Here is a 25302-nt window from a genome sequence, read left to right as displayed (position 1 = left end):
ACTGCCCCGAGACGCATGATCAGCGCACCCGTTTCAGATGCCGGATCAGCTCAATCGTTCCAGCACTGACAGCGTCGGCTTGGCCAGATTCAGCGTGTAGAAATGCAGCTCCGGCGCGCCGCCTTCGATCAGGCGGCGACAGACGCCGGCCACGGCATCGGCCGCAAACTCGCGCAGGCTGGCGGCATCGTCGCCGTGGGCCTGCAGGCGCTTGCCGATCCAGCGTGGAATCTCCGCACCGCACATCTCCGAGAAGCGCTTCAACTGGCTGTAGTTCGAGATCGGCATGATGCCGGGCACGATAGGAATCTCGATGCCCTCGCGCCGGACGGCATCGACAAATGCGAAGTAGGCGTCGGCGTTGTAGAAGTACTGGGTGATCGCCGAGTCCGCGCCGGCGCGCACCTTGGTGCAGAAGTGGCGCAGATCCGCGAGTGCGTCGTCGGCCTGCGGATGCGTCTCCGGATAGGCCGCCACCTCGATATGGAACGTATCTCCGGTCGCGGCGCGGATGAACTCGACCAACTCCGAGGCGTAGCGCAGGTCGCCGTGGCGGGCCATGCCTGACGGCAGATCGCCGCGCAACGCGACCAGCCGCCGGCAGCCGATTGCGCGATAGCGCTCCAATAGCTCGCGGATCTCGGCCCGGGTGCCGCCCATGCAGGACAGATGCGGAGCCGCATCCAGCCCGTGCTGTTGCTTCAGACCCTGCACGGCATCGGGCGTGTAGCTCAAGGTGGAGCCGCCGGCGCCAAAGGTCACCGAGACGAAGCGTGGCGACAGCGGCTTGAGCTTTTCGACGGTGCGATCGAGCTGGCTGCGCTGCTCGTCGGTTTTGGGCGGAAAGAATTCGAAGGACAGCGAGGTCAGGGCAGGCATGTATCGCTCTATCGCGATGGATGGAGCCTGGATGGTACTTGCCTTGGCGGGATCGGGAAAGGCGGCGGGCCGCTAGTTCAGCCGCTGGGCGTCCCGGGGCGGCTCGCCGACGCGGTCGCTGCGGCCTTGGACACACTGAGCTGCTCTGTATCCGAGCTCCGAGCCAAAATCCCGCTACCAACCAATTGACACGCAAACGCGAATCATTATCATCTGTATCCGCAGCGCTGGTCCGCGCTGTCACTTGGAGAACGCCATGACGCTGAACCCTGCTGCCGGCGACACCCTTACCGCTCAAGACATGGATTTCTCCATGCCGACCACCTTGATCCGCAGCGTCAGCCGCGCGGCACCGCGCGTCTGCGTCACCAGCGAGGACCTGCTGCAAGGCGGGCGCGAACTGGTGATTCAGCACGGCGAACACGAGTACCGCCTGCGCCTGACCCAGAATGACAAGCTGATCCTTACCAAGTAATCCTGACGAGGCAGTCCTCGCCAAGCAGGACCTGCCAACGGGTCCGCGGGCTGCGCCGAGGCGCAGCCGACATCAGCGCGATCGAAGCCTGCAACGGTGCCGCGCTGATCCATCCCCATCCCCCGATCGAGCCAGCCAGCGCCGCGCGCCAGCCCGCTCCGTGTTCCCTACGGAGTTCTGATGCACAGTCCTGCTGATCTGATGTTCCACCGTCGCCTGCGTCCGAGCGCGCTCGCGCTGGCTCTTCTTGCTGCGCACGCGGCCCACTCTGCGCCGGTGCCAGAAGCCAGCCCCGGCACCGAGCCGGGCAGCGAATCGAGCGCCGAACACGCGCAGTTCGATGCGCTTGAACGCATTGTCGTGTCGGCCACCCTCACCGAATCGGTCGCCGCCACCTTGCCCAGCGTGATCAGCGCGATCGACCGCGCGCAGATCCGCCGCGAGCTGGTGCAGAACGTACGTGACCTGGTGCGCTACGAGCCCGGTGTGTCGGTGCGCTCGAACTTCGGCCGCTTCGGCCTGGGCGATTTCCGCATTCGCGGGCTGGAGGGCAATCGGGTGCTGATCGAGACCGACGGCATCGCAGTGTCCGACGCGTTCTCGATCGGCAGCTTCGCCAATGCCAACCGCAACTTCGTCGACCCGGCGACCCTGGCCAACGCCGAAATCGTGCGTGGCCCTGGCTCGTCGATCTATGGCTCGGACGCGCTTGGCGGCGTGGTCAGCTTCGCCACCGTCAATCCGGCGGATCTGATCGAAGACGATCAGCTACAGAACGGTCGCGGTAGCGCGCTGTCGATGCGCGTCGGCCATGCCGGCGAAGACAGCAGCACCTATGCCGGCGTCAGCAGCGCATTCGCCGGGCGGCGCTGGTCGGGGCTTGTGATCGCCCACCATCGCGACGGCGAGGCGCCACGCAACCAGGGCAGCACGGCTTCCGATGGCAGCACGCGCACGGCGCCAAACCCGCAGAACACAACCCAGACCAGCCTGCTCGCCAAGTTGCTGTTCGCGCCGACGGCGGATCAGCGCTGGGCCTTGACCGTCGACGGCAACGAAGGCCGGGCCCTCACTGATGTGCGCAGCGGGCGTACCGTCACCGCCGGCTTCGGCGCACCGGTACAGGTGCTGGATCTGCGCGGTGATGACCGCCAGACCCGCGCGCGTGTCGCCCTGAAGCACGAGCTCGACAGCCTCGACTTCGCGTTGGCAGACGCGCTGCGTTGGCAGGTCTATCGGCAGGACAGCGAAACCACCCAGCAGACCCTTGAGGAGCGCGTCACCCTGATCTCGGGGCGACCGACCAACCCGACCCTGCGCGAGCGAGAGTTCAACTTCGATCAGCGTGTGTATGGTCTTGAGCTGACCGCCCATCGCAGCGTCGAGAGCCGCAACTGGGCGCATCGCCTGACCTGGGGTTTTGAGCTCAGCCGCAGCGAGATCCGCCAGAAGCGCGACGGCCGCGCCACCAATCTGGGCACCGGTGCGGTGACCTCGGTGATCAGCCCGGATGCGTTTCCGGTGCGCGACTTTCCGCTCAGCACTACCACCAATGCGGCGATCTACGTGCAGGACGAGATCGACAGCGTGGATAGCCGCTGGCGCCTGATTCCAGGCCTGCGTATCGATCGCTACCAGCTTGATCCGCGGCTGGATCCGATCTTCGCTGGCGACAACCCAGGGCTGGCGCCCGTGGAGCTGAGCGAGACCAGCGTGGCGCCGAAGTTTGGCGTGGTGCGCAGCTTCGGCGAGCGCTACAGCGTGTTCGGCGGCTATGCGCGCGGTTTCCGTTCGCCGCCCTACAGCGATGTCAATCTCGGTTTCACCAATCTGCAGTTCGGCTATACGGCGATCCCGAATCCTGAGCTGAAGCCCGAAACCAGCGATGGCGTGGAGTTCGGTCTGCGCCGCCGCGATGCAGCCTTCTGGTGGAGCGCCTCGGCCTACTTGAACCGCTACCACGATTTCATCGAATCGCTGCGAGGGCTCGGTACCGATCCTGTGAGCGGACTGCTGGTGTTCCAGTCACAGAACATTTCGCGCGCGGAGATCTACGGCCTGGAGCTCAAGGGCGGGCTGGCGCTGGGCAGCGTGTCGCCCGCGCTGGAGGCCTTCGAGCTGCGTTTCGCCGCGGCCAGCGCGCACGGCACCGACCTCACCGCCGACGTGCCGCTGACCTCGATCGATCCACTGAATGGCGTGCTCGGCCTGCGCTGGAGCGGTGCGCGTGCTGACATCGAACTGGTCGCTCGCGGCGCGGCACGCAAGCGCGACCCGGGTGAGGTCGCTGGTACGACCGCCGCCGTTCCGGCCTTCGCGGCGCCCGGCTACGCCGTACTCGATCTGCTGCTGGAATTCGAGCTGGACGCGCACGCACGGCTCAACGTCGGCGTGTTCAACCTCGCCGATCGCCACTACTGGGATTGGGCGGCAGTACCGCAGATCGCTGCCAGCAGCACGGTGCTGGATCGCTACAGCGCAGCGGGCCGAACACTGAGTGCGCAGCTCGAAGTGCGCTTCTGATCGGCGGTGTTTGACCAGGCAACACGAGTACAACTGAGCGGTTTCGACACATCGGGCGCGCCCCGTCCGACGCGACACCTTCCACTTGGCACAGCCCACGCCGCCATGGCGCGGCAGGAGCGACGACCATGAGCCTGCACGACAGCACCTCACACGTGATCGACGATATCGAGGCCGCAGCGGATTGCGCGTCGCGGTTCGATGCGGCCGCAACAGTCAACCGTCTGCCCTGGGCCTGGCTGGCCCAGGCGCTGGCGGCGCTCGGTCCGCTGGTCTGCCTGCATCGACGCTTCGACCAGCGGCAGCTGGCGATCGACGCAGCCCCGCTGCTCGCGGGTCTGCGCCTGCAGGTGCAGGCCGAGATCGACAGCAGTGGCCCGCGCGAAGCGCTGCGCTTTGTCGATGCCCATGGCGTCGCGGTGTGCCAGCTGTGCCTGCTGCCAGACAGCGACTTCCTCGCGTGGGAACGACTGCTGGCGCTGTTGCAGCAGCGACGGCAGCTGAGCGTTGCGCAGGCGCCGCTGTGTCAACCGCCGTGGCTGATCCGCTGGCGCTGGCGTGCCCGCGCGGGTCGCTTCGTCGCGACTTCAGACCTGCGTCTGGCCCTGCATGGCAGTGCCTCGATCTCGGCCTGCGGCGAGCGCTCGATCCATGACTGGTGCCAACGCTGCCAATGCGGGCCGTGCGCCGGCTGAGGCCAACCGAGTCCGTTCGGCGCGACACCGCCGCACGCCCTGCGTCTTCTCTTTCTCTACCGATTCCGCGGAGTCCACATGTCCATCCTTCCCCGCATCAAGCAGTGCCGCGCAGCCTGCGCCGCGCTGTTCGTATCCGTCTTGGCCGCCTGCGCCGCTCCTTCGGCTGTGCGCACCGAGGCCGCTGTGGCGCCGCCGCCGCCACCGGCAGCGGTCACGCTGAATCGGCCGGAACAATTCGAGCGCGACCGCGCTGCCATCCTGGCGATGGCCGGCGAGTTCCGCGTGCGCTTCACGTTCGAGGAGACCCTGTCACTCGACCCGGACTACACGCCGCGCAAGCAGAAGCGCTCTGGCGCTACCGAGTGGGTCACCGTGATCGAGGATCGTGGCGATTTCATTTCGCTGCAGCACATTCTGGTGATCGGTGAGGATCACAGCGTGGTCAAGCATTGGCGTCAGGACTGGCAGTATCAGCCGGCCAGCGTGCTGCGCTACCGCGGCCAGCAACACTGGCAACCCGAGCCGGTCGCTGAGGCTGAGCGCCTCGGCGCCTGGTCACAGACCGTGTTCGAGGTCGATGACGCGCCGCGCTACGGCGGCGTGGGCCGCTGGCGCCACACGGATGGCGAAGTGGTGTGGGAATCCGATTACAGCTGGCGCCCGCTGCCGCGCCGCGAGTACACCACCCGCGACGACTATCAGGTGATGGGCGCGGTCAACCGCCACCTGCTCACCCCCGAAGGTTGGGCGCATGAGCAGATCAACACCAAGCTGGTAGTCGGTGCCGCAGGCACGGTACGCCCACTGGCGCGCGAGCAGGGCCTGAACACCTACCGGCGCATCACCGACTACGACTTCAGTGCCGGCCGTACCTACTGGCAGAGCACCGCCAGCTACTGGGCACGGGTCCGCGCCCTCTACAGCCAGGCGCTGGCGCGGCCGCAGGGCCTGACCCTGGGCGGCGAGCTCGATGGCACGCCGCGCTACGCGGCCAGCTTTGAACTGGCGGAGAAGCAGGCCGAGGGGGCCGAGATCGACGCGGCCACCGTCGCTTCGACCCTGCGCAAGTACTGGATCGACGGCTGAGCGAAGTCGCACGGGCGACGCGGGGGCAAGTTCGACGCGTTGCCGGGCCCCGCGCCACCTGTTCGACCGCCACAGGTCCGCCTGACCGGTGGCTATCGATGGTCCCGGGGCGGCGTTCGCGGGCGGGCTGTGTTCAACCGGCTGAGTATCGCGAACCGGTCCGCTGCTTTCCGCGGGCACGGGCGTGTGCAGGAACGTCCGTCGCTGACGAGCGTGTCGAGGCCAGCCATGGGATGCGCTCCGAATGGCTCACGCTGGCGCGCGGCCCGACGTCAGGGCCGCGCATGCGCTGCGCGCGCAGTGATTGCCGCGGGGGTTGCTACAATCCGGCGCTTGTTCACGCCGGCTTGGCTGCGCTTCGCTGCGCAGGCCTTGAGCGGCGGCCCCTCGACTTCGGAGTTCCCACCGGCCCATGCCCCAGCGCGTACTCCTGCAGCTCGCATCGGACGGCCAGCACCGATGGCTCGATCTCGACCGTCCGCAGTCCGGCGTGCACGCTGGTCTGCCTGCCGCCGGCAGCGAATGCACCGTGCTGGCGCCGGCCGAGGACGTGCTGCTGACCCGCGCGCCGCGGGTCGCGCGTAGCGATCGCCTGCTGCGGCAGGCTCTTCCGTTCGCGATCGAAGAGCGGCTGGCTGCACCCGTCGAACAGCTGCATATCGCCTTCGCTGGTGCGGGCGATCCACTCGATATCGCCGTGGTTGAACGCGCGCGCCTGCAGGAGTGGCTGGCCATCGCCGCCAATGCCGGGCTTGAGCTGCGCGCGCTGTATTCCGAAGCCTCGCTGTTGCCGCAGCCGGGTGCACCGGTGCTGGTTCTGGATGGCGAGCGCGTGCTGCTGCGTAGCGCGTCGGGAAGCCTGCTGGTCGACAGCCTCGGCGGTCTGCCCGGCCTGTTGGATCTGCTGGCGGGCACCCAGGAACTGGTCGTCAGCTGGCGTGTGCTGGTCTGCGCCGGCAGCCGCCGTGATCAGCTTCCGCCGGCCCTGGCGATGCGCGCGGAAGCCGCACCGGCGCTGGCGTTGCTGCTCGCCGCACAGCTGAAAGCACCGGCCGGCCCCGATCTGCTGCAGGGCGAGTTCGCGCGTCGTCAGGCCGGCGACGCCCTGCCGTGGCTGAAGCGCGCTGCGGTGCTCGCCGCGGTGGCGGTCGGCTTGGCGTTCGCCCATGCGCTGGTCGAGCGCCAGCAGCTGCAGGGGCGGATCGAATCGCAGCGCGCCGAGATGGCCGAGCTGCTGCGACAGGCGGTGCCCGGCACCAGTGTGGTGGTCGATCCGCGGGCCCAGCTTGAGATCGAGTTCAACCGCCTGCAGCGGGGCGCCGGCGGTGACGACGCACTCGGTCTGCTGGCGCGGATCGCGCCCAGCCTGGCCGGCAGCTCGCGCTACACGCTGGAGGCGGTCGACTATCGTTCCGGCGCGATCGACCTGACCCTGCGCGCGCCCGATGTCGCCACGCTCGACGGCCTGCGCGAAACCTTCGTCGCGCTCGGGCTTGCGGCCGAACTGACCGCCGCCACGCCCGGGCAGGGCGGTGTCGAAGGCCGCGTCAGCGTGCGCGCCGGAGGCGGCGCATGAAGGACTGGTGGCTTGGACTTTCGGAGCGCGATCGCCGCGTGCTCGGCATCGGCGGCGCGCTGGCGGCGATGCTGCTCCTGTACGCGCTGGCCTGGCTTCCGCTGGATCGCGCGCGCGAATCGCTGCGCCTGCAGGCGGCCGCGACCGACGCCAGCCTGCGCTGGATGCAGTCGGCCGCCCCCGAAGTGCAGCGGCTGCGCTCCGGCGGCGCTGGGAGCACCACGCCCGATTCGCGCTCGCTGCTGGCGCGGGTGGATGCCGGCGCGCGTGCGGCTGGCTTGGGTGGCGCGCTGCTGCGGGTCGAGCCGGTCGCCGACGGACAGGTGCGGCTGGTGTTCCAGCAGGCCGGCTTCGATCCGCTGATGAGCTGGCTGGAGAGCTTCGCGCGCAGCGATGGCGTGCGCGTCACCGAATTGAACGTGCAGTCGACTGGCGCCACCGGCCAGGTCGATGCGCGCATTGGTCTTGAGCAGCGGCGTTGAACGCGTTGCCAGCGGGTTTTCTACGGAGTTGCTGATGAAGTTCCTGATTCGTCTGTTCGTGTTCGCCCTGGTACTGCTGCTGATCCTGGGCCTGATCGTGGCCTTTCTGCCGGCATCGGTGGCGCTCGGCTGGATGGAAGGCCGCATGGGCGGGGTCAAGCTGGAGACCGTCAGCGGCAGCGTGTGGAACGGGCGCGCCGAGCAGCTGACGGTGCGCGAGCGCGCGCTCGGCGCGGTCAGCTGGTCGATCAGCCCCTGGGCCCTGCTGTCGCGGCGGCTGGATGCCGATGTCAGCGTCGACGGCCCCGAGCTCAAGGCCGCCGGCTTCGTCAGCATCGACAAGCCCGGCAATCTGCAGCTGCGTGGCATGCAGCTGTCGCTGGAGGCCCAGCGCATGCAGCCGGCGCTGGACATTCCGGCCCTGCAGCTGCGCGGCACGGTCGATTTCGACCTGCGCGAAGTCGTGGTCGTGCAGTACTTCCCGACCCGCATCGAAGGCAGCGCGGTGTGGCGGGATGCTGCGGTGGCCGGCGCCGCCGACGCCCTGCTCGGCGAGATCCGCTCGGAGTTCGCCACCCAGGCCGATGGCAGCATCGCCGGCACGGTGACCGACAGCGGCGGCCCGCTGCAGATCGAAGACGGGCGCTTCTCCGCAGGCATCCGCGGGATCAGCGCCGAAGCCACCCTGCGAGCCCGCAATGACGATGCCGCGGTGTTGCGCGCGCTGCAGCATGTCGGCGAGCTGCAGCCCGACGGCAGCTCGCGCCTGCAGATCAACGGCCAGCTGAAGCGGGTGGGCGGATGAGCCAGCAGCCAACCGCGGAGTTTCTGGACAGCGCGCTCGAGGTCGCGCGACAGGCGGCACGTGCAGCGGCCGAAATCATCAATGCGTACTACCGCGGCCAGTTCGAGGTCATCACCAAAGCCGATGCCTCACCGGTGACCCGAGCCGACGTCGAGAGCGAGCAGGCAATCCGCAAGGTGCTGCTGGCGGCTTATCCCGACCACGCCATCTACGGCGAGGAAGAAGGCCACCACGGCAGCGGCGACTGGCTGTGGCTGGTCGACCCGATCGACGGCACCAAGAGCTTCGTCCGTGGCTACCCGATGTTCAGCACCCAGATCGCGCTGATGCACCGCGGCGAGCTGGTGCTCGGCGTGTCATCGGCGCCAGCGGTCGGCGAGCTGGCCTGGGCGCGCAAGGGCGGTGGTGCCTACCTCGATGGTGTGCCGATCCGCGTCGAGGCAGCGCAGCCGCTGGAGATCAGCGCGATCTCGTTCGGCAACCTCAAGACCCTGGCGGCCGCACCCGGCTGGCAGACCCTGGCCGGCTTCGTGCGCCGCGCAAGCCGCACCCGCGGCTATGGCGACTACTATCACTACCACCTGCTGGCGCGCGGCGGCATCGATCTGGTGATCGAGTCGGACGTGAACATTCTCGACATCGCCGCGCTGGCCGTGATCGTGCGCGAGGCCGGCGGCGTGTTCAGCGATCTCGACGGTGCCGAGCTTTCACTCGCCACCACCACGGTGCTGGCCGGCAATGCTGATTTGCATGCGGAAGCCCGCAGCGCGTTCGCCGGCTGGCGCGGGGCTACGCCATGAGTGAGATCAAGCCCGCACCGGCCTTGCCGATCATCCATTCGGTGCAGGAACTCGACTACGGCGGCCGTTTCCAGGTCGAGCAGATGGAGCTCGAATTCAGCAATGGCGCGCGGCGCCGCTTCGAGCGCACCAAGCCGCGCGGACGCGGCGCGGTGATCGTCGCCGCGATGGCCGATGACGCCACCATCCTGCTGATCCGCGAATACGCTGCCGGCCCGCATCGTTACGAGCTCGGCCTGGTCAAGGGCCGCATCGACCCGGGCGAAGACGCAGTCGCCGCCGCCAATCGCGAGCTCAAGGAAGAAGCAGGATTCGGCGCGCGCAAACTCACCGTGCTGCGTGATCTGACCCTGGCGCCGACTTATTTCACCCACGGCACCACCTTGGTGCTGGCTGAGGATCTCTACCCCGAGCGGCTGCCCGGCGATGAGCCCGAAGAACTCGAAGTGATCCCGTGGAAGCTCGACCGTCTGCACGAGCTGATGTTGCGCGAAGACTGCTCGGAAGGCCGTTCGCTGGCCTCGATGTTCATCGTTCGCGAGCTGATCCAGCGCCGGAGTCTCGCATGAGCGCGCTGCCGGTCGAGGCCCTGCTCGAACTGGCGCGCGAGGCCGGCCGCGCGATCCTGCAGGTGTACGCGCAGGACTTCGAGGTCGCCGCCAAATCCGATCGCAGCCCCTTGACCGAGGCGGACCTTGCTGCACACCGGATCATCGAAGCCGGTCTCGCGCGCCTGGACGAAGTGCTGCCGATGCTGTCGGAGGAATCCGCTCCAGAAGACCTGAGTGAGCGCCGCAGCTGGCAGCGCTATTGGCTGGTCGACCCGCTCGACGGCACCCGCGAGTTCGTCAAGCGCAACGGAGAGTTCACCGTCAATATCGCCCTGATCGAACACGGCGCGCCGAGCTTCGGCGTGGTCTATGCGCCGGTGCTGGATGAACTGTTCTGGGCCGCACGCGGTTTCGGTGCGTTTCTGCGTCAGTCCGACGGCCGCGATGTGCAGCTCAGCGCGCGCAGACCGGCGCCACGGCCGCTGCGGGTGGCGGTGTCGCGCTCGCATCTTGATGCGCGCAGCGCTGGGCTGATCCAACACCTCGATCAGCCCCTGCAGGTGCCGCTGGGCAGCTCGCTGAAGTTCTGTCGGCTGGCCGAAGGTCAGGTCGACCTGTACCCGCGCTTCGGCCCCACCGGCGAGTGGGACACCGCGGCCGGCCAGTGCGTGCTGGAAGCCGCCGGCGGCGCCGTGCTGGACCTCGCCGGTGAGCCGCTGCGCTACAACGCGCGCGACACGCTGATCAATCCCGATTTCATCGCCTTTGGTGACCTCGGCTTGCCTTGGCGGGAGTGGCTGTAGAGGGAGATTCACCCAGTGCCTTTGTATTCACCTGGTGCACCCATGGGCGCGCAGCCAAATGCCCCTCTCCCGTGGGAGAGGGGTTGGGGAGAGGGCGGGGCGAAGCTCGACCGTTCAACACAGGGCTGGAACAGCGGTTCTCGTGGCTCTGAGACTCGGTCCAACACCCGAACCCTCTCCCCCCGGCCCCTCTCCCACGGGAGAGGGGAGCACAGCCAGCAGGCGTAGCGCCACGCAGCCCTCAAGTCGATTCGCTCCAGCGCAAGGAATGCCATGCCCGCACCCATCCCCACCCACGCCGACCCGGTCGAGCGCCTGCGCGCGATCATGGCCCAGCTGCGCAATCCCGATGGCGGCTGCCCTTGGGACTTGAAGCAGGACTTCCGCAGCATTGCCCCGTGCACCATCGAGGAAGCCTACGAGGTCGCCGACGCCATCGACCGCGGCGACTTCGATGAACTGCGCGATGAGCTCGGTGATCTGCTTCTGCAGGTGGTGTTCCACGCCCGCATGGCCGAAGAGGAAGGCCGCTTCGGCTTCGCCGATGTGGCCGAGGCGATCTGCGAAAAGCTCATCCGCCGTCATCCGCATGTTTATGGCGACGCCAGCGCCAGCGAGGCCGATGCTGCGCTCGCCCAGTGGGATGCACAGAAGCGCGCCGAACGCGCCGCGCGCGGTGAGGCCGACCTGAGCGCACTGGCCGGCATCACCCGCGGCCTGCCCGAATGGGCGCGCGCGCTGAAACTGCAAAAGCGCGGTGCTTCGGTCGGCTTCGATTGGCCGGATGCCGAACCGGTGATCGCCAAGCTGCACGAAGAGCTCGACGAAGTGCGCGAGGAACTGGCCAAGGGCCGTGGCCATGAAGCGCTGGAAGACGAGATCGGCGACGTGCTGTTCGTCGCACTGAACCTCGCCCGCAAAGCCAAGGTCGACGCCGGCTCCGCCCTGCGCCGCGCCAACGCCAAGTACGAACGCCGCTTCCGCCGCATGGAGGCGATCGCCGCCGAGCAGGGCCGCAGCCTGGCGGACTTCAGCCTGGCGGAGCAGGAGGCGCTGTGGGGGCTGACCAAGCGCGAGGGGCTGTAGCGGCTTGGGATTCGGGATTCGGGATTCGGGATTCGGGATTCGGGATTCGCAGCGCGGCGCGGCGCGAGGTGGCCTCGCAGGCGTCGCCGCGTCAGCACGCAGGTCGCTGCGCGCGTTGCTCTGGGTGTCGTTCGGCGGCAGGACGCGTATCAGCCATGCCGCGAGTGGCGGCGTCGATGTCACGTTGCGGCCGCTACGGCGTGCCTGAAGGCGGTCGACACCGAGTTCTGCACTCGCCGGGTCGACGCTGCTTGGACACCCGAGGCGCACGAATCGATCCTGTATGCCCGGCCTGCCATGGCACGGCACTTGTAAGGCCAGGCTCGCACCGCGCTCGCTGCAGATCCGCTCCAGCCAGCTCTGCGAATAGATCTGCCAGCGCCACAACCTTCGCGGCTCACGCGAATGATCGATTTGCCCGCGTGATCTCGTCATCGATGCCAAGGCCGGATGCACCGGCTTTGGAGAGCTGCAATGCGCCAGTTTCTGACTGCCCATCTGATGATCCCGATGCTCGCCTTCGCTGCACTGGCCTGCGCCGTCGCGCCGCCGGCTCGCGCGCAGGTGCAGTGGCGTTCCAGCCCGATTGTGTACACCCCGGTGCAGGACATCGTCACCGGCTACACGCCCAACGGCACCGGTTATTACATCAGCCAGGCCTATATCCCCAGCCCGCCGCAGCCCACCGTCGGCCAGCCGTTCTACCTGAGCGTGTTGGCCGCGGGCATCGCGGTGCCCGCGACCGGGCGCTTGGTCGGCCCCTATCTGCAGCTGCCGGCCGGGGTCAGCATCGTCGCCAATGCGGCCACGCCGTTGCGCTGCTTCTACAAGGCGATGGACGGCAGCGGCAGCTATATCGAGTTCACCAATCAGGTCATCACCGACCAGAGCTTCGGCGCCAGCCTGCGCGTCGCCGGCTGCCCGCAGCCTTCACAGCAGGCGCTGCCGATCTTCGCTCTGGGCGACGGCAGCGGCGGCAGCGGGATTCTGATCCAGCGCCGCGATCCGCAGGCCGCGAACTCGCCGCTGTGGCCGATGGGCAGCCAGGCCAGCTACGAGTTTCTGGTGCCGGTCGTAAGCAGCCAGCCGCTGGATGGGTTCAGCGCGGCGACGCGGTTCCGTGCGCCGATCAACTCGATCCAGGGCGACCTCGGCAGCCTGTGGGCGTATCCCGTGCTGCCGCTGCTGGTGCATCCGGCCAGCAGCGGCTCGGGTTCGGCCGACATGCGCGTGAGTTCCCTGCAGTCGGTGACGCCGACCAGTCCGCTGAACCGCCGGGTGGTGGCGCGCTGCCAGAACTTCGGCCCGAGCGCGGCGCAGAACGCCAGCTGCAGCTTCACCCGCCTGCCGCCGAATGCGAGCCAAGGCTGCAGCCCGGCCGGCATCCAGCCCAGCCTGGCGATGAATGCCTTCATCGAATGCTGGGCCGAGTTTCCCGGCAACCCGGATGGCGACACGGTCGAGGTGCTGGCGTCTTCCAGCACGCCGGATCCCACGCCCGGCAACAACGGCGTCGGGGTTTCGCTGCAACCGATGGTCGGCGGGAGCATCTTCGGCAACGGGTTCGAGAACTGAAACCGCTGGCTCGGGTCGGCGTTTGGGGCGGGCTCTGCTAAGCTTCGCGGTCTTTTTCGCGCGTCTCGCAGGTGCCCCCATGTTCGAAGTGAACCCCGTCCGTTACCAGATCGACGACCTGACGCAGCGGCTGGCCCTGCTTCGGGGGTTTCTTTGACTATGACCACAAGGTCGAGCGACTGGAAGAAGTAAGCCGCGAGCTGGAAAGCCCGGACATCTGGAACAAGCCCGAGAACGCGCAGCAGCTCGGCCGCGAGCGCGCCCAGCTTGAGAAAGTGGTGCACGGCATCCGCGACATGAACCAGGCGCTGAAGGACGCCGGCGAGTTTCTCGAACTCGCCGAAATGGAGAACGACGAGGCCACCTTCCACTCGGTCGAGAAAGACGTCGCCGGCCTTGCCACTGCCGTCGAGAAGCTCGAATTCCAGCGCATGTTCTCCGGCAAGATGGACGCCGCGAACGCCTTCGTCGACATCCAGGCCGGCGCCGGCGGCACCGAGGCGCAGGACTGGGCCGAAATGCTGCTGCGCATGTACCTGCGCTGGTGCGAGTCGCGCGGTTGGAAAACCGAACTGATGGAAGTCAGCGGCGGCGACGTGGCTGGCATCAAGTCAGCCACCTTCCGCGTCGAGGGCGACTACGCCTACGGCTGGCTCAAGACCGAAACCGGCGTGCACCGGCTGGTGCGCAAGTCGCCGTTCGATTCCGACAACCGCCGCCACACCAGCTTCACTTCGGTGTTCGTGTCGCCGGAAGTCGATGACAACATCGATATCGAGATCAACCCGGCCGATCTGCGCACCGACGTGTATCGCTCTTCGGGCGCCGGCGGCCAGCACGTCAACAAGACCGAGTCGGCGGTGCGTATCACCCATATCCCGACCAATATCGTGGTGGCCTGCCAGACCGGGCGCAGCCAGCACCAGAACCGCGACACCGCCATGAAAATGTTGGCGGCCAAGCTCTACGAGCTTGAAATCCAGAAGCGCAACGCGGAAAAAGACGCGGTGGAAGCGACCAAGTCCGACATCGGTTGGGGCAGCCAGATCCGCAACTACGTGCTCGACCAAAGCCGCATCAAGGACCTGCGCACCGGCATCGAGCGCTCCGACACGCAGAAGGTGCTGGACGGCGATATCGACGAGTTCGTCGAGGCCAGCTTGAAGTCGGGGCTGGAGGTTGGCGCAAAACGTTCTGATGCGATGTGAGTGGCCGCGTTTCGCGGCCTGTGCGATCGCTGCGTCAGAGCAATCGACAGCATCTGACTAGGGCAGAACCTTTGAAGAATGCCGCAGGAGAGCCCCTCCCCCCTGGTGGGGGAGGGGTTGGGGAGAGGGGGCGGCGTATCGTGAGGCACCCCCTCTCCCCCGGCCCCTCTCCCACCAGGGGAGAGGGGAGAAGTTCGGACTCGATGACAGTTGCAGCACCTCGGAAGATCAAATGAACAAGCAAGACACCCCTCCGACTCAAAGCGTTAGCGGCGCGGGCGTTCAGGACACCAGCAGATTCGGTGAGATGCCTGAGGTCGCTGATGCAAAGGAAAACTTCCTGATCGCCGAGCGCCGCAGCAAGCTGAAAGCACTGCGCGAGGCGGGGCCGGCGTTTCCGAATGATTTCCGCCGGGTCGAGTTCGCCGGTGATTTGCAGGTCGAGTTCGCCGACAAGGATCACTGGACCCCGGAAGCGCTCGCGGCGACCGGCCGTGAAGTCGCGCTCGGCGGCCGTTTGCTGGCCAAGCGGGTGATGGGCAAGGCCAGCTTTGCGCAGATCCAGGACGAGTCCGGCGGGCTTCAGCTGTACCTGACCCGCGACGGCATCGGCGAGGCCGCCTATGCCGCATTCAAGGCGATGGACATCGGCGATATCGTCGGCGTGGCCGGCGGCTTGACCCGCACCCGCACCGGTGAGCTCTCGGTCGATGTGAAGTCGCTGCGCCTGCTGACCAAGGCGCTGCGCCCACTGCCGGACAAGTTCCACGGCATGACAGACGTCGAGCAGCGCTATCGCCAGCGCTACGTCGACCTGATCGTCAACCCGGAAGCCCGCGCGGTGTTCGTGCAGCGCTCGCAGATCATCCGCGCGATGCGCAGCTGGCTGGACGCGCGGCGCTTCCTCGAAGTCGAAACGCCGATGATGCATTACATCCCCGGCGGCGCCACGGCCAAGCCCTTCACCACCCACCACAACGCACTCGACCTGCAGCTGTATCTGCGCGTTGCGCCCGAGCTGTATCTGAAGCGCCTGGTGGTCGGTGGGCTGGAGCGCGTCTACGAGATCAACCGCAACTTCCGCAACGAGGGCGTGAGCACCCGCCACAACCCCGAGTTCACGATGCTCGAGCTGTACGAGGCCTATGCCACGTACCACGAGATCATGGACCTCACCGAACAGGTGATCCGCCACTGCGCGATCGAGGTGTTCGGCACGCCGGTGCGCGAATGGGAAGGCGCGACCATCGACCTCGGCCCGGATTTCCGTCGCTGGCGGATGGACGAAGCCGTGCGCCACTTCAACCCGGAGATCACCGCCGCCGACTGCCGTGATCGCGAGTCGCTGGCTGCGCATTGCGCGCGCTTGGGCGTGCCCGTCAAGAAGGGCTACGGCTGGGGCAAGCTGCTGCTGGAGATCTTCGAGAAGACGGTCGAATCCCAGCTGATCCAGCCGACCTTCATCACCCACCACCCGGTTGAAGTGAGCCCGCTGGCGCGCGAGAGCGACAGCGAGCCGGGCATTACCGAGCGCTTCGAGCTGTTCATCAATGGTCGCGAACTGGCCAATGGCTTCAGCGAGTTGAACGACGCCGAGGACCAGGCCGCACGCTTCATGGCCCAGGTCGAGCAGAAGGAAGGCGGCGACGACGAGGCCATGCACTTCGATGCCGACTATATCCGCGCGCTGGAGTACGGCATGGCACCGACCGGTGGCCTGGGCATCGGCATCGACCGTCTGGTGATGCTGTTGACCGACAGCGCCTCGATTCGCGATGTGCTGCTGTTCCCGTACATGCGGCCGGTCCACGACTGAAGCTGTGCGGGGCGCTGATCCGGCGCCTCCACGACTGGAGTTGCAGCGCGGGGCGCTGATCGCGCGCCTCCACAACTCGAGTTGCGGCGCGGGGCGCTGATCGCGCGCCCTGCCGGGCACGGGCGTTGATGTCGACGCCAGCGAGCGCGGCGCTGCAGTCGCCGCCGCGCATCGGCGAGAATGCCGGCCATGAACGCACTGCCTCCGTTGAATCTCTGGCGCCCTGAGGGGGCGGCATCTGTCCAGCTCGGCCTTGATGCATCCGGCCGGGTCGCATCGCTGAATGCGGTCGAGCCGGACAGCGCGCTGCCCTGGGCGGTTCCCGGCGTTGCCAACCTGCATTCGCATGCGTTCCAGCGCGCGATGGCCGGGCGCGCCGAGCGGCGGCTGAATCCGCAGGACAGCTTCTGGACCTGGCGCGAAACCATGTACGCGCTGGCAGCGCGCTTTGATCCCGACACGCTGCGCGCCGTCGCGACCCAGCTGTACGCCGAGATGCTTGAGGCCGGCTACACACGGGTCTGCGAGTTCCACTATCTGCACCACGCGCCCGATGGCCGGCCCTATGCCGAACCGGCGGCGATGTCCTTGGCCTTGATCGACGCAGCGCGTGCGGCCGGCATCGGCATCACCCTGCTGCCGGTGCTGTACATGCAGGGCGGATTCGATGCGCGGCCGCTGAGCGCGCGCCAGCAGCGTTTCGGTCACAGCGTTGAGGCCTTCCTGCAGCTGCTGGAGCGCCTGCGCCGCGAAGGCGGTGAGGACGTGCGGATCGGCTGCGCGCTGCACAGTCTGCGTGCGGTGCCGCCGACTGCGATGTGTGAGCTGTTGGGCGCACTGCCGGCCGAGTGCCGAATCCATATCCATATCGCCGAACAGACCGGCGAGGTCGACGAATGCCTGAAACTGCGCGGCGCACGGCCGGTGCAATGGCTGTACGCGAATGCCGACATCGATACGCGTTGGACCCTGGTGCACGCGACCCATGTCGATGCGGCTGAAGTCAGGGCGATGGCGCGCAGCGGCGCGACGGTGGCGATCTGCCCGAGCACCGAAGGCAATCTCGGCGACGGCTTCTTTCCACTGCCCGAGTTCATGGCCGCCGGCGGACGCTTTGGCATTGGCACCGATTCGCATGTATCGGTTGGGCTGACCGAGGAACTGCGTTGGCTGGAGTACGGCCAGCGCCTGCTGCATCGGCAGCGCACGCTGGCGGTGGATGCCCGCACATCCTCGGTGGGCGAAAGCCTGCTGGCGGCGTCGACCCAGGCCGGCGCCGACTCGGCCGGGCAGGGCAGTGCCGATGCGAACGGCGTGCTGACACTGGGCGCACAGGCCGATGTGGTGAGCCTGCAGCGCGCGCATCCGGCGCTGTACGGCGCCGCTTCGAGCGACGTCATCGACCGCTGGATCTTCGCCAGCAATCGCCCGGCGGTGGATCGGGTGTGGGTGAGTGGTTGGCTGCGGGTTGAGCAGGGCCAACATCTGCAGCGCGCGGCGATCGAGGCGGACTATGCGCGCGCGCTGTCGGTGCTGCTGGCGGATTGAGCGGATGCAGCGAGACCGCCGCGCGATTCATGCGACCGATTGCAGCGCGATGCTCTAATCGCCGCGCCATACGTGGGACTGCCTGCCGCGAAAAGCGCCATGCGCTTGCGTGGCGTGCTTTACCGGCGCGCGGTCTGTCCGAAGCGCTCAAGCTTCGTCATGCAGGCTCAATCGCGCCGATGTAATCCCGCCATCACTTACAGGAGTTCGCCGATGATCTGGTCGCTGCTGGCCGACCTGGTTCTGTTCACCCACGTACTGACCGTGGTGTTCGTGGTGCTGGGCCTGGCGCTGATCGTTATCGGCAATCTGCGCGGCTGGCGCTTCGTCAATGCCTGGTGGTTTCGGCTGACCCATCTCGCCACCATCGGCGTGGTGGTGGCGCAGAGCTGGCTGGGCATGACCTGCCCGCTGACCACCCTGGAGCTGTGGCTGCGCGCGCAAGCCGGCGAGGCCACCTATGCCGGCGGTTTCATCGAGCACTGGCTGAGCCGCCTGCTGTATTTCAATGCCCCGCCGTGGGTATTCGTGCTTGCGTACAGCGTGTTTGGCGCGATGGTGCTCGCTGCCTGGTGGCGCTGGCCGCCGCGACGCTGAGAGTGCAGCAGGGCGCGGCGGATGCGCTGTCCTTATGCGTGGAACAGGCGCGAAGTACGCATGGCCTGCATCGAAACCCGCCAGTGATGTCCGTGCTGTCCCACCCGACGAGCAAGCCTTCGCTGACGACAGAGGACTTTCAATCCTCCACCGTCAGCGATCGTTCCGCACGCTTCAGGGCTCACCCACCTGCAGCCGCGCCGGCAGCGCCTCGCCGATGGCGCGGCGTTCCGGCCGGAACATGTCTTCGACAAATGGCGGCGGCACCACGTAGTCGCCGGGGCTGACCGCGCGCACCAGGTAGAACAAGCGCGCCTGCTGGCCGGGCCACAGGCTCAATGCAGCCACGAAGCGGTCGTCGCGGTATTCCTGGTACTTGATGTCGGCCTGCCAGGCGCGCTCGCTCAATGCGAGGCCGTCGATCACGATGCTGCCGATCCGGTTGGGGTCGCCCAGATCAAGATTTTCGGCCTCCAGTCCGCCGGGCAGCAGATCGACCAGGAGTGCTTCGCGCAGCTGCTCGTCGGATTGCACGGTCAGCCGCACGATCAGGCTGTCGCCTTCGCTCAGCGGCTCGCCGGTGTAGAGCGTGCCGTCGGGCAGATAGTACTGCCGCTGCACCATCAGCCCGTCCTGGGTCGGCTTGGGCGCTTCTCGACGGAAGCCGACTAGGTCTTCAACGACATGGATCGGTCCGCTGCCCTCGGGCGCCAGGCTGACGCCGCCGCGCAGCTGCTCGGGCTCGAAACGCAGGCTGTGGATCAAGGCCGGCGTGCGGGCTTCGGTGCTGCCGCCCTGCTGCACGCTCAGGCCGAGCACGTCATCGCCTTCGCTGAGCACCAGGGTGCCGAGCCGGAACAGTGCGGCCTGCTCCTGAGTGCTGAACCAGCGCTGCGGGCCGCGACCGTCGATCTGCCGCACCAGCCCGATCAGGGCTTCGTCGGTGCTGGCATCGTTGAGGCCGTGGCTGCGCAGTAGCACCTGGATCAGCGCGGCGTCGCGCACCTCGGAGCCGTAGTCGCCCAGGTAGTCCGGGCGCGGAGTGGTCAATGCTTCGGCCGCTTCCAGCGCCTGTTGCGCGCGCGGGGCATCGCCCTGCAGCTTCAGCGCCACCGCCAGGTGCACCAGGGGCAGGGCGGTCAGGCTCTGGCCGCGCTCGTTGTCGAACAGGGTGCGCAGGGTGCCGAGCGGTGCGCGATTGACCCGCGCCAGCACATAGCCGGCGTAGGCGCGGGCGGCGAAGCGCAGGTGGTTGGCGTGGTCGTAGTTGTAATAGCCATCGCCGCCGGTCAGCAGATCTTCCGACAGGCGCTTCAGCGCGGCTTCGAGCACGGCTTCGGGGATCGACTCGCCCTGTTCGCGGGCGCTCAACAGCAGGTCGGCGACATACGGCGTGAGCATCGGCTGTGCCTCGCCATCGCCCGGCCAGAAACTGAAGTGGCCGGTGCTGACCTGCATCGCGGACAGCCGCGCGAGGCCCGCAGTGATCGCGTCACGCCGCTCGGGTTCGGCCATCGGCGTGACCGGCACGCGTTTGCCGGCCTCGGTGCCCAACCACAGCAGCGGCCACAGCCGACTGCTGGTCTGTTCAAGGCAGCCATACGGATAGCTGATCAAGCCGCGCAGGCTGTCGGCGAAGGGCAGCGGCGGGCGGCGGCTCAGGCTGACCTGCAGGCTGCTGCTGTCGATCTCCAGCGGGGCGAGATCGCTGGCGTCGTAGCGCAGTGTTTCGGCGTTCTGCAGCACGCGCACGCGGCTGATGCGCTCAGCCGGCCAGCCCGGGCGGATCAACAGCTCGAATTCGCGGCGAAGACTGCTGCCCGCGGCTTCCGCGCTGACGCTGAACTTGGCCGCCGAATTGCCGGGCAGGGCCAACAGATCGAACGTGAGCGTGCGACGCGCGCCGTCGGCAAGCTCGACCTGCTGGCGGCCGCCGCTGATCCGCAGCGGACCGTCGCTGTCGGCACTCACGGTGTAGGTCTGCGCCGCGCCGCTCAGGTTCTGCAGATCCACACTCAGGCTGGCGCGGTCGCCCGGTGCCATCACCCGCGGCGTACTGACTTCGAGCACCAGCGGTGCGCGCACGATCACTTCGTCCTCGGCCTGGCCATAGCGCTGCGCCGCAAACGCCAGCGCCGCGACGCGCAGGGCGCCGTTGAAATCCGGCGCGGTGAAGCTCACCGTCGCGCGGCCCTGGGCATCGAACGCGACCGGGCCGGAGTGCAGGGCGACGGTCTGCACCTTGGCCGTCGGGCGACGTGCCTGCGGCAGGTTGGGCAGGGCAGCGTCGCCGCCGAAGCGCAGGCGCGCACGCTGGCCTTCGAAGCGCTCGATCACTCGGCCGTACAGGTCCCAGGACTCGATCGAGAATCCGCGCCGGGCCAGGAAGTGGGTGATCGGATCCGGCAGCGGGTAGCGGGTCAGGCTGAGGATGCCCTGGTCGACCGCATCGACCGTGACTTGCGCGGTTTCACCGGCGAGGTCGTCGGCCTGCACGCGGATCTCGATCTGCTCGCCCGGGCGCACCGGCGTGTCTGAGGCCTCGACCTTGAGCGCGATCCGGCGCTCCTCGCGCGCCATCGGCACGTGCACCACGCCGAGGGCGCGGTTCGGGCCGGGCTGGTCGGCCAGCTGACCCGGTCGCAGCACCAGCACGGTGATGTAGACATCGTGGCGGTTGAACGCTTCGCTGACCGGAATCTGCACCTTCGCGCCGGGGCGGATCTCGACCGGCTGGCTGTACAGCAGCTGGTCGCTTTCCACCAGCAGCACACCCGGGCCCTCGTAGGGCGCGGTCAGGGTGAGCTCCAGCATGTCGCCGACGCGGTAGCTCGGTTTGTCCAGCGCCAGCTTGACCTTGTCGGGGCGGGCATCGAGCCCGCGGTTGTCGTCTTCCCAGCTCCAGCCGGCGAAGAAGGGCAGGCGAGTGGTCAGGCCGGTGGCGGGATCGCGCACTTCCACGCGGTACTCGCCCCATTCGACTGCAAAGTTCAGCGGCGTACGGGTTGCACCGTCGAAGTCGACGCTGCGCTTTTCGACGACTTCGAATCGGCTGCTGTAGTCGGTCTTCCAGCCGCTGCCGTCGACCCAGCTCCAGTGCAGATCGCGCAGCTCGCGGATCAGGCTGACTTCGAGCCCCTGTGCGGCATGCAGGCCGCCATCGACATCGCTGCGCACCAGCTCGAAGCCGACCGTGGTGTTGGCGCCAGCGCCGTCTTTGAGCTCGAACAGCGGACGCAGGCCGACCAGCTGCGGCGCCGGCCACACGCTGCGCACCAGGCTGCGGCGGATCGCGCGGCCGCCGGATTCGAACAGGCTGCCGTTGACGATCAGCTGCAGCGGGCTCTGGGTGATCGCACCGTCCTTCAGCAGCTCGATGTCCTGGCTGCTGCGGCCGTCGGCATCGAGCTCGATGTCGAGAATTTCGGCGACTGCCGGCAGCTCCAGGGTCGGGTCACCGAAGCGATAGCCCTGCAGGCTGGGCACGGCCTCGCTGTCGACGCGATAGGCCAGTTCGGCGCTGAAGCGGCTGGCGCTGGCCGGGGCGCCGTAAAGATAGGCGCCTTCGACCGTCATCGGCAGGTTCTGGCCCGGCGTCAGCGGCGCGGTGTCGCTGCTCAGGGTCAGCTTCATCCGCTCGGGCAGAAACTCCTCGACCCGGAAACTGAAGGCACCGACCGGGGTTTTGTCGTCCGGCGCCAGTCGATACTCGACCCGCCAGCGGCCGGTGCGGGCGTCCTCGCGGATCGGCTCTTCCAACGCGAAATAGCCCAGCGCCTGCGGCTCCAGCTTCTGCTGGCTCAGCCGACGGCCGTCCGGCTGCAGCAGATCGGCGTACAGCGGCTGCGCCTGATCGAGCGCGCGGCCGTCGAAGTCGCGCAGCAGGGCCGAGACCTTCAGCGTTTCGCCGGGGCGGTAGAGATCACGTCCCGACCAGGCGAAGGCGTCGATGGCAGTGTGGCGGCGGCCGCCGACTTCGAAATCGGCCAGGTCCAGCGCTGGCTGGCGGAACGGGATCAACGCGATTTCGGCATCACGACGCGCGACCAGCACGTCCTGCGGCCGCGGCGTGTGTTCGAGGCTGGCATCGCCATCGCCATTGGTGGCGGCTTCAGCGACCACGCGGCCGGTGTCGTCGATCACCTCGATGCGCACGCCATTGCGGGCGACGCCGCTGTCCAGCGAAGCCGCATGCACCCACAGCTTTCCCGCGTGCAGTCGCGCATGCAGGCCGATGTCGGTGACGAAGAAGAAGGTGGTCTGGTACTGGCCCTGGAAATCACCGGGGCGGCGCAGCACCGCGAAGTACAGCCCGGCCTCGCGCAGCTCGGGCACGGTGTTGACCGGCAGAAAGCTGACCGTGCGCTCGTTCGGGCGGCTGCTCAGCACGAAGCGGTTGGAATACACCGAGTCGGCGATGTTCGACAGCGTGCCCAGATCCCACCAGCCGCGCTGGCCGGCACGCTGGTAGTTGGCGAAGAAGTTGGAGTACTCGGCGGCGCGCACACGCAGGAACTCGACGTCGACCTCGGCCACATTCACCGCCACCACCGGCAGGCCATCGGTATTGCGCGCCGGCAGCACGCTGCCCTGGCTGGCGAAGCCGACCTGCGGCGGCAGTGCGCCGGAGTGGATTTCCTTCTCGATGTCCTGGCCCAGGCTGTCGCCGGCTGAGGCGGTAAGCCGACCCTGGATGCGCACGGTGTAGCTGCGGTCGGCCTCGATGTACGGATAGCGCAGACGGGTGCGATCGGGGTCCAGGGTCCAGCCGCTGCTGCCGGCGGCGCCATCCGGGCCGGTCACGCTGAGGATCTCGTCGAAGGGCTGGGTGACCGCCAGCGGCTGCGAGAACTCCAGCACCAGGGCGGGCCGGCCATCGAAGCGCTCGGCACCCCAGCGCGACAGGCCAAAGCCCTGCACGCTGGCGGACTCAAGCTCCGGCGTCGCCGGGACGGCCGGAGGTGGCGCTGCATCACGGCCGCAGGCACCGAGTGCGAGCGTGATCACCGCCGCCAGCGCACATGCCATCCACGCGTTCGCACGCACACTGTTCATTGGTTTTTGGTCCAGCCCGTCGGGGCATCGAGTATAGGTCACTGATGCAACTACCCACCCCGCGAACCCTGCGTCGCTTGATCCTTGTGCTGGGTGATCAACTCGATCGCGACAGCGCCGTGTTCGATGAGTTCGACCCCGCGCAGGACGCCGTGTGGATGGCCGAGGTGGCTGAGGAATCCACCCATGTCTGGTCGCACAAGGCGCGCATCGCGGTGTTTCTGGCCGGCATGCGTCACTTCGCCGCGGATCAGCGCGCCCACGGCCGCTGCGTGCTGTATCGACAGCTCGATGCGCACGGCGCGCCCGATCTTGCCAGCGCCTTGCGCGAGGACGTCGCCGCACTCGAACCCCGCGAACTGGTGTGGGTGCGGCCAGGCGACTGGCGCGTTTGGCAGTCCTTGCTCGGCGTAGCGCAGGTCGCGGGTGTCGCCGTGCTGGAGCGCCCTGATCGCCATTTCCTGTGTTCGATCGACGACTACGCCGGCTGGGCGGCCGGCAAGAAGGAACTGCGGCTGGAGTTCTTCTATCGCTGGATGCGTCAGCGCCTCGATCTGCTGATGGACGGCAAGCAGCCGGCCGGCGGGCAGTGGAACTTTGATGCCGACAACCGCGACAGCTTCGATGCGCGCGGGCCAGGCCTGCTGCCCGCGCCACAACGCTTCCAACCCGATCCGATCACCCGCGAAGTGCTGGCCCTGGTCGAGTCGCGCTTCGCGTCGCATCCCGGCGCGCTGGCCGATTTCGACTGGCCGCTGACGCCGGCCCAGGCCGAAACCGCCCTGGTCGATTTCATCGATCAGCGTTTGCTTCTGTTCGGCCGCTATCAGGATGCGATGTGGACGCAGCAGCCCTGGCTGTATCACTCGCGGCTGTCGGTGGCGCTGAACCTGAAGCTGATCACGCCCAAACGGGTGATCGACGCCGCCATCGACGCCTGGCAGGCCGGCCGCGCGCCGCTGGCGGCAGTGGAGGGCTTCGTCCGCCAGATTCTCGGCTGGCGCGAGTACGTGCGCGGCCTGTACTGGCTGCGCATGCCGGGCTATCTGGATGACAACGCGCTCGGCGCCGAGCAGCCCTTGCCGGCGTTCTACTGGAGCGGCGACACCGACATGGCCTGCCTGAAAGACGCGATCGGCCAGACCCTGCGCTACGGCTACGCCCACCATATCCAGCGGCTGATGGTGACGGGTCTGTTCGCGCTGATGCTGGGCGTGCGGCCGCGCGAGGTGCATGAATGGTATCTGGCGATCTACGTCGATGCGGTCGAGTGGGTCGAACTGCCGAACGTGCTGGGCATGAGCCAGTTCGCCGACGGCGGTGTGATGGCCAGCAAGCCCTACTGCGCTTCGGGCAAGTACATCCAGCGCATGGGCAACTATTGCAGTGGCTGCCGCTACAAACCCGAGCTGGCGGTCGGCCCCAAGGCCTGCCCGTTCACCACCCTGTACTGGGATTTTCTGCAGCGGCACCAGGCGCGCTTCGCCAAGCACCCGCGGGCCGCCCTGCAGTGGCGCAGCCTGGAACGCCTGTCTGCCGAGCAGCGCGCGGCCATTGCCGAGCAGGCACAGCAGTTGCGAGAGGTTTTCGCGGCTGATTCGGCGGCGGCTGCGTCACTCTCGGTGGAAGCGGCGCGCGGGTAAGCGCAGCTCAGCCCTTGGTCGCTTTGCCGGAAGTGCAGGGCGCCTCGTATGATCGGGGGTGCAGCCGCCGCCGCGTTGCGTCCTGGAGCCCGAGCC

General features: G+C 67.7%; 19 protein-coding genes. 17 read left to right on the top strand and 2 right to left on the bottom strand.

Features of this window, described 5'->3' with window-relative positions:
• Nucleotides 1-45 precede the first annotated feature (45 nt).
• Nucleotides 46-870 carry a methylenetetrahydrofolate reductase [NAD(P)H] gene (gene metF / locus ACIQ7H_RS03695; RefSeq protein ID WP_395788527.1) on the bottom strand — a complete coding sequence of 275 codons (825 nt, stop codon included), beginning with the start codon at nucleotides 868-870 and terminating at the stop codon, nucleotides 46-48.
• A 265-nt stretch (nucleotides 871-1135) separates the two neighbouring features.
• Between metF and hemP the strand changes: the two genes are divergently transcribed.
• The 16 genes from hemP to ACIQ7H_RS03615 all read left to right on the top strand — a co-directional run bounded on the left by hemP (nucleotide 1136) and on the right by ACIQ7H_RS03615 (nucleotide 18508).
• Nucleotides 1136-1354: a hemin uptake protein HemP gene (hemP, locus tag ACIQ7H_RS03690; RefSeq protein WP_395788508.1), complete on the top strand. Its 219-nt coding sequence runs from the start codon at nucleotides 1136-1138 to the stop codon at nucleotides 1352-1354.
• 180 nt (nucleotides 1355-1534) lie between these two features.
• Complete coding sequence (locus ACIQ7H_RS03685) at nucleotides 1535-3877, top strand: TonB-dependent hemoglobin/transferrin/lactoferrin family receptor (protein ID WP_395788506.1); 2343 nt, start codon at nucleotides 1535-1537, stop codon at nucleotides 3875-3877.
• A 128-nt stretch (nucleotides 3878-4005) separates the two neighbouring features.
• Complete coding sequence (locus ACIQ7H_RS03680; protein WP_395788504.1) at nucleotides 4006-4572, top strand: hypothetical protein; 567 nt, start codon at nucleotides 4006-4008, stop codon at nucleotides 4570-4572.
• Between the two features lie 78 nt (nucleotides 4573-4650).
• Nucleotides 4651-5661: a DUF6607 family protein gene (locus ACIQ7H_RS03675; RefSeq protein ID WP_395788502.1), complete on the top strand. Its 1011-nt coding sequence runs from the start codon at nucleotides 4651-4653 to the stop codon at nucleotides 5659-5661.
• A gap of 412 nt (nucleotides 5662-6073) precedes the next feature.
• Complete coding sequence (gene gspL / locus ACIQ7H_RS03670; RefSeq protein ID WP_395788500.1) at nucleotides 6074-7237, top strand: type II secretion system protein GspL; 1164 nt, start codon at nucleotides 6074-6076, stop codon at nucleotides 7235-7237.
• Nucleotides 7234-7719, top strand: coding sequence for a type II secretion system protein GspM (gene gspM, locus ACIQ7H_RS03665; protein ID WP_395788498.1), 486 nt, complete (start codon nucleotides 7234-7236; stop codon nucleotides 7717-7719). The genes gspL and gspM overlap by 4 nt, the downstream gene beginning before the upstream one ends.
• Before the next feature lie 34 nt (nucleotides 7720-7753).
• Nucleotides 7754-8524, top strand: coding sequence for a type II secretion system protein N (locus tag ACIQ7H_RS03660; protein WP_395788496.1), 771 nt, complete (start codon nucleotides 7754-7756; stop codon nucleotides 8522-8524).
• Nucleotides 8521-9324, top strand: a complete 804-nt coding sequence (locus ACIQ7H_RS03655) for an inositol monophosphatase family protein (protein ID WP_395788494.1) — start codon at nucleotides 8521-8523, stop codon at nucleotides 9322-9324. Before ACIQ7H_RS03660 ends, ACIQ7H_RS03655 begins: the two co-directional genes overlap by 4 nt.
• A complete protein-coding gene (gene nudE, locus ACIQ7H_RS03650) occupies nucleotides 9321-9893 on the top strand; it encodes an ADP compounds hydrolase NudE (protein ID WP_395788492.1) in 573 nt (190 codons plus the stop codon). Before ACIQ7H_RS03655 ends, nudE begins: the two co-directional genes overlap by 4 nt.
• A complete protein-coding gene (gene cysQ, locus ACIQ7H_RS03645; protein ID WP_395788490.1) occupies nucleotides 9890-10678 on the top strand; it encodes a 3'(2'),5'-bisphosphate nucleotidase CysQ in 789 nt (262 codons plus the stop codon). The genes nudE and cysQ overlap by 4 nt, the downstream gene beginning before the upstream one ends.
• Before the next feature lie 273 nt (nucleotides 10679-10951).
• On the top strand, nucleotides 10952-11764 hold the full coding sequence (gene mazG / locus ACIQ7H_RS03640) for a nucleoside triphosphate pyrophosphohydrolase (RefSeq protein ID WP_395788488.1): 813 nt from the start codon (nucleotides 10952-10954) through the stop codon (nucleotides 11762-11764).
• A 474-nt stretch (nucleotides 11765-12238) separates the two neighbouring features.
• Nucleotides 12239-13339, top strand: a complete 1101-nt coding sequence (locus ACIQ7H_RS03635) for a hypothetical protein (RefSeq protein WP_395788486.1) — start codon at nucleotides 12239-12241, stop codon at nucleotides 13337-13339.
• Nucleotides 13340-13418: 79 nt separating this feature from the next.
• Nucleotides 13419-14547, top strand: a protein-coding gene (gene prfB, locus ACIQ7H_RS03630) for a peptide chain release factor 2 (protein WP_395788484.1) whose coding sequence is annotated in 2 segments (ribosomal slippage) — nucleotides 13419-13493 and nucleotides 13495-14547 — 1128 coding nt in all. Because the reading frame shifts where the segments join, the coding sequence is not laid out codon by codon here.
• Nucleotides 14548-14854: 307 nt separating this feature from the next.
• Nucleotides 14855-16363, top strand: coding sequence for a lysine--tRNA ligase (lysS, locus tag ACIQ7H_RS03625; protein ID WP_395788482.1), 1509 nt, complete (start codon nucleotides 14855-14857; stop codon nucleotides 16361-16363).
• 189 nt (nucleotides 16364-16552) lie between these two features.
• A complete protein-coding gene (locus ACIQ7H_RS03620; protein WP_395788480.1) occupies nucleotides 16553-17911 on the top strand; it encodes a formimidoylglutamate deiminase in 1359 nt (452 codons plus the stop codon).
• A 213-nt stretch (nucleotides 17912-18124) separates the two neighbouring features.
• A complete protein-coding gene (locus tag ACIQ7H_RS03615) occupies nucleotides 18125-18508 on the top strand; it encodes a DUF2784 domain-containing protein (protein WP_395788478.1) in 384 nt (127 codons plus the stop codon).
• A 174-nt stretch (nucleotides 18509-18682) separates the two neighbouring features.
• Here ACIQ7H_RS03615 and ACIQ7H_RS03610 read toward each other — a convergent pair whose 3' ends face one another.
• The gene (locus ACIQ7H_RS03610; RefSeq protein ID WP_395788476.1) at nucleotides 18683-23563 is read right to left on the bottom strand and encodes an alpha-2-macroglobulin family protein; all 4881 of its coding nucleotides are present in this window, start codon (nucleotides 23561-23563) and stop codon (nucleotides 18683-18685) included.
• Between the two features lie 44 nt (nucleotides 23564-23607).
• On the opposite strand from ACIQ7H_RS03610, the gene ACIQ7H_RS03605 reads away from it, so the two are divergent.
• Entirely contained in the window at nucleotides 23608-25206 is a 1599-nt protein-coding gene (locus ACIQ7H_RS03605; protein ID WP_395788474.1) for a cryptochrome/photolyase family protein, read from the top strand.
• Nucleotides 25207-25302: the final 96 nt, after the last annotated feature.

The sequence above is a fragment of the Aquimonas sp. genome (assembly GCF_044377145.1).
Taxonomy (GTDB): domain Bacteria; phylum Pseudomonadota; class Gammaproteobacteria; order Xanthomonadales; family Xanthomonadaceae; genus Aquimonas.
The sequence above is the reverse complement of the archived record's forward strand: the minus strand, read 5'-3'. Positions and strand labels throughout refer to the sequence as shown.

What these genes read in the sequence shown, in the direction of transcription:
- ACIQ7H_RS03615 (WP_395788478.1), top strand. Translation starts at nt 18,125, where the DNA reads ATGATCTGGTCGCTGCTGGCCGACCTGGTTCTGTTCACCCACGTACTG.
- ACIQ7H_RS03685 (WP_395788506.1), top strand. Translation starts at nt 1,535, where the DNA reads ATGCACAGTCCTGCTGATCTGATGTTCCACCGTCGCCTGCGTCCGAGC.
- lysS (WP_395788482.1), top strand. Translation starts at nt 14,855, where the DNA reads ATGCCTGAGGTCGCTGATGCAAAGGAAAACTTCCTGATCGCCGAGCGC.
- ACIQ7H_RS03605 (WP_395788474.1), top strand. Translation starts at nt 23,608, where the DNA reads ATGCAACTACCCACCCCGCGAACCCTGCGTCGCTTGATCCTTGTGCTG.
- ACIQ7H_RS03680 (WP_395788504.1), top strand. Translation starts at nt 4,006, where the DNA reads ATGAGCCTGCACGACAGCACCTCACACGTGATCGACGATATCGAGGCC.
- mazG (WP_395788488.1), top strand. Translation starts at nt 10,952, where the DNA reads ATGCCCGCACCCATCCCCACCCACGCCGACCCGGTCGAGCGCCTGCGC.
- ACIQ7H_RS03675 (WP_395788502.1), top strand. Translation starts at nt 4,651, where the DNA reads ATGTCCATCCTTCCCCGCATCAAGCAGTGCCGCGCAGCCTGCGCCGCG.
- ACIQ7H_RS03660 (WP_395788496.1), top strand. Translation starts at nt 7,754, where the DNA reads ATGAAGTTCCTGATTCGTCTGTTCGTGTTCGCCCTGGTACTGCTGCTG.
- gspL (WP_395788500.1), top strand. Translation starts at nt 6,074, where the DNA reads ATGCCCCAGCGCGTACTCCTGCAGCTCGCATCGGACGGCCAGCACCGA.
- ACIQ7H_RS03635 (WP_395788486.1), top strand. Translation starts at nt 12,239, where the DNA reads ATGCGCCAGTTTCTGACTGCCCATCTGATGATCCCGATGCTCGCCTTC.
- gspM (WP_395788498.1), top strand. Translation starts at nt 7,234, where the DNA reads ATGAAGGACTGGTGGCTTGGACTTTCGGAGCGCGATCGCCGCGTGCTC.
- ACIQ7H_RS03655 (WP_395788494.1), top strand. Translation starts at nt 8,521, where the DNA reads ATGAGCCAGCAGCCAACCGCGGAGTTTCTGGACAGCGCGCTCGAGGTC.
- cysQ (WP_395788490.1), top strand. Translation starts at nt 9,890, where the DNA reads ATGAGCGCGCTGCCGGTCGAGGCCCTGCTCGAACTGGCGCGCGAGGCC.
- hemP (WP_395788508.1), top strand. Translation starts at nt 1,136, where the DNA reads ATGACGCTGAACCCTGCTGCCGGCGACACCCTTACCGCTCAAGACATG.
- nudE (WP_395788492.1), top strand. Translation starts at nt 9,321, where the DNA reads ATGAGTGAGATCAAGCCCGCACCGGCCTTGCCGATCATCCATTCGGTG.
- ACIQ7H_RS03610 (WP_395788476.1), bottom strand. Translation starts at nt 23,563, where the DNA reads ATGAACAGTGTGCGTGCGAACGCGTGGATGGCATGTGCGCTGGCGGCG.
- ACIQ7H_RS03620 (WP_395788480.1), top strand. Translation starts at nt 16,553, where the DNA reads ATGAACGCACTGCCTCCGTTGAATCTCTGGCGCCCTGAGGGGGCGGCA.